The sequence below is a fragment of the Mesorhizobium sp. M1A.F.Ca.ET.072.01.1.1 genome, assembly GCF_004023325.1.
Lineage (GTDB): Bacteria > Pseudomonadota > Alphaproteobacteria > Rhizobiales > Rhizobiaceae > Mesorhizobium.
Map to the genome: position 1 here is coordinate 1 of NZ_RZSF01000529.1, position 3,058 is coordinate 3,058.

Below are 3,058 nucleotides of genomic sequence, written 5' to 3' on the forward strand. Positions count from 1 at the left end.
CCGCAGCGGCAGCTTGCACATAAACTTGGCGTATCGCTGCCCACCGTGTCGCGCGCTTATGAGGAGCTTGCTCGCCGAGGTTTCACAGCTGGAGAAACGGGGCGCGGAACGTTTATTCGCAACAATAACCCGAACCCAGAGGCAGTGTCGCCCTATGTTCCGGAGCGGCAATCGGGTCTCATCGATTTGTCAATATTAAAGCCGATCTGCGATACCATACATCTTGAACGCATGAAGTCCGCGCTTGCCGCGCTTGCTGTCGATATTCCTCCGAGCACGGTCCTCGGTTCGCGCCCAAGCGCTATGTTTGCGCGTCACCGCTCAATCGCTGTGGAATGGCTCAGGCGCTGCGGTTTGGAGGCGGACGAAAAAACTATCCATCTCACCAACGGCGGGACGCCGTCGCTGACAGTCGCATTGATGACTGCTTGTCAGCCTGGCACGATGATTGCCACGGAAGCAACGGGGCTTCACGTCATGCTGCCTTTGGCCTCGTATTTAGGGGTGAAGGTCCATGGGGTGCAGATAGATGACTGCGGAATTGTTCCGGAAGCGTTGGAGAGCGCATGCCAGCATAACAAAATCCGTGCGCTTTTCATGATGCCAAATGCTCTGGGTCCAACCGCCTTCTTAATGGATGAGAGCAGACGTATCGCGATTGTGGAGATCGCCCGGAAGCACGACCTAATCATCATCGAGGATGATGCGCTTGGCCCACTCGTCGACAAGAGGCCGCCGCCATTTCAAGTACTTGCGCCAGAGCGAACGTTGTATATTACTAGCTTTTCTAAGCCTGTGATGCCTGGGTTGCGCACTGGTTATCTGGTCGCGCCAGAGCGCCTTCTCCCAGCCGTTGAGAATCGGCAACTCGTCACGAACTGGACCGCGACTCCCTTAATCGCGGAAATTGCGGCCCGATGGGTTGAAGATGGGACTTGCCTAGAGCTAGTCGAATGGCAGCGAGCCTCTCTCGCTCAACGTCACAAACTTGTCGCGCAGGTTATGGGAGAATTTCCGTATCGGTTTCATCCGCAGAGCCTGCATATCTGGCTTCCGCTTGGACCAAAATTTCCCGAAGACGAATTCGTGTCACATGCGCGTAAGCAAGGGGTGGCAGTTGCGCGAGGTGCAGCGTTCGCGATTTCTGACTCTCAGCCGGCGGTACGAATATCGGTTGGATCCACGACCGAAGAAGACCTGGAAAGAGGGTTGACCGTGATTCACAATTTGCTGCACAGCGAGCCGGAGCCGATCCTCTTCGACCTGTAAGGCTCACAGCCTAGGTCGATGCCGCCTCAAATCGACTGAGGCCGCCTCACGAGCCCACGCTTCTGTTTGATCTCGACACAGAAGGTCGCTGCTGCTTCATAGTGCTCTCGGTGGATTTGGGGGAGTTGCGAATGTCATCTAGCCTAGGCGGTGGCACAAGCAAGCACCATGATCGGTCTTCCAGTGCTTCCTTCAGAGATCAACGAAGCTGAGGCGCTGCTTAGAGCCATGTCGGCGGTCAGGCGCTGTGGCGAGCGAGTTCGGCGTCAGCATCGTTTCCAGTCCGCGACACACCAAGCCACGATAACACCTCGTCGCGAAGCCTAATGAAATTCGGATCGGAGCGATCCCGAGACACTGCGTCGGTGACGGGCAGGATCGTGGCGATCCGCCCAGGATGGGGATGCATGATGACGATCCGATCTCTAAGATAGACTGCTTCATCGACGTCGTGTGTGACGAGCACGGCGGTCGTGCCCTCGTGCCGGACAATCCTTTGAAGCTCGTCCTGCAGACGCAGACGGGTGAGCGCGTCGAGGGCCCCGAGCGGCTCGTCGAGCAGCAGGAAGCGCGGCTTCGTGACGAGTGCGCGGGCTATCGCCACACGCTGCGCCATGCCGCCCGATAATTGGGCGGGATAGGCTTTAGCAAATTGGTCGAGGCCGACGAGATGCAGATGGTCGCGAACGAGCTCGCCCCGTTCGGCAGCGCCCAACCCGCTTTGGCGCAGCGCTGCCGCGACATTGGCCTCGACATTGAACCAGGGCAAAAGCCTGTGCTCCTGGAAAACGATCGAGCGGTCGAGACCCGGACGTTCCACCCTGTGCCCATCGACCCGGATGTCTCCGTCATAGTCAGTGTCGAGGTCGAGAACGAGCCGCAGCAAGGTGGATTTGCCGCAGCCTGAGGATCCCACGATGCTGACGAACTCGCCCTGGTCGACGGCAAGCCGGATATGAGACAGCGCCTGGACCTGAGGGCCGGCGACACTGAACCGCTTGCTTACGTCAGCGATCTCCAGTGCGTGGCTTTGGCCACGTATGGCGACAGGGCCGGTCATGGGATCCTCCAGCGCAGAAGGCGATGCTCCAGAGCGCCGGCGATGACATTGAAGACCACGCCGACGCCGCCGAGCAGCAGAATGCACAGCAGCAATAAATCCATGTGGAACAGGTGCTGGCCCTCGTTCATGCGCCCGCCTATGCCGGGCGCGATGTTGAGCAGGAGCTCGGCCCCCACCGTCGCGGTCCAGGCGTAGATCAGCGCCGAATGAACACCCGTGCAGATTTGCGGCAGCGCACCCGGAATGGCGATGAGAAGTCGAACCAGCCGAAGGTCAGCACTTCGGCAAGCTCGCGATAGCTGCGCGGGATGCCGGAGACCCCCTCCAGGTGTTGATCAAGGTCGGCTGGAACGCCGCAAGCGCGATGAAGACGACCTTGCCGGCCTCGCCACCGCCGAACCACATCGAGATGAGGGGAACCCAGGCGAAGAGGGCGATCTGGCGGTGTACCAGCAGCACCGCCCCAGAAGGCGTTCGAGGAGGCGGGAAAACCCGATCGCCAAACCAAGCGTGATCCCGGCCACACTGCCACACGCAAAACCGATCAGGTCTCGCTCCAGGCTCGCCAGAAGATTGAAGGCGAGGCCGCCGCGGCTGAACTCTGCCACGCCGCGGGCCACCACCTCTTCGAGTGGCGGCAGAAAACGCGGGTCAGCAACGCCGGCATGGGCAAGCAACTCCCAAATCGCGAGCAGCGCAATCGGTACTGCAAGCGGCCGAAAATGT

General features: G+C 59.8%; 3 protein-coding genes and 1 pseudogene. 1 reads left to right on the forward strand and 3 read right to left on the reverse strand.

Annotated elements, in window-relative coordinates; genetic code table 11:
- A partial coding sequence (locus EOA32_RS35670) for a PLP-dependent aminotransferase family protein (RefSeq protein WP_145971475.1) occupies positions 1–1,269 on the forward strand: 1,269 nt, incomplete at its 5' end.
- 238 nt (positions 1,270–1,507) lie between these two features.
- Here the strand turns inward: EOA32_RS35670 and EOA32_RS35675 are convergent.
- The 3 genes and pseudogenes from EOA32_RS35675 to EOA32_RS39415 form a co-directional block, all read right to left on the reverse strand.
- A complete protein-coding gene (locus tag EOA32_RS35675; RefSeq protein WP_128374187.1) occupies positions 1,508–2,329 on the reverse strand; it encodes an ABC transporter ATP-binding protein in 822 nt (273 codons plus the stop codon).
- Positions 2,326–2,598: an ABC transporter permease subunit gene (locus EOA32_RS35680; RefSeq protein ID WP_348632245.1), complete on the reverse strand. Its 273-nt coding sequence runs from the start codon at positions 2,596–2,598 to the stop codon at positions 2,326–2,328. Before EOA32_RS35680 ends, EOA32_RS35675 begins: the two co-directional genes overlap by 4 nt.
- Before the next feature lie 69 nt (positions 2,599–2,667).
- Positions 2,668–3,058 (reverse strand): annotated as a pseudogene (locus EOA32_RS39415) (hypothetical protein); the annotation flags it as partial.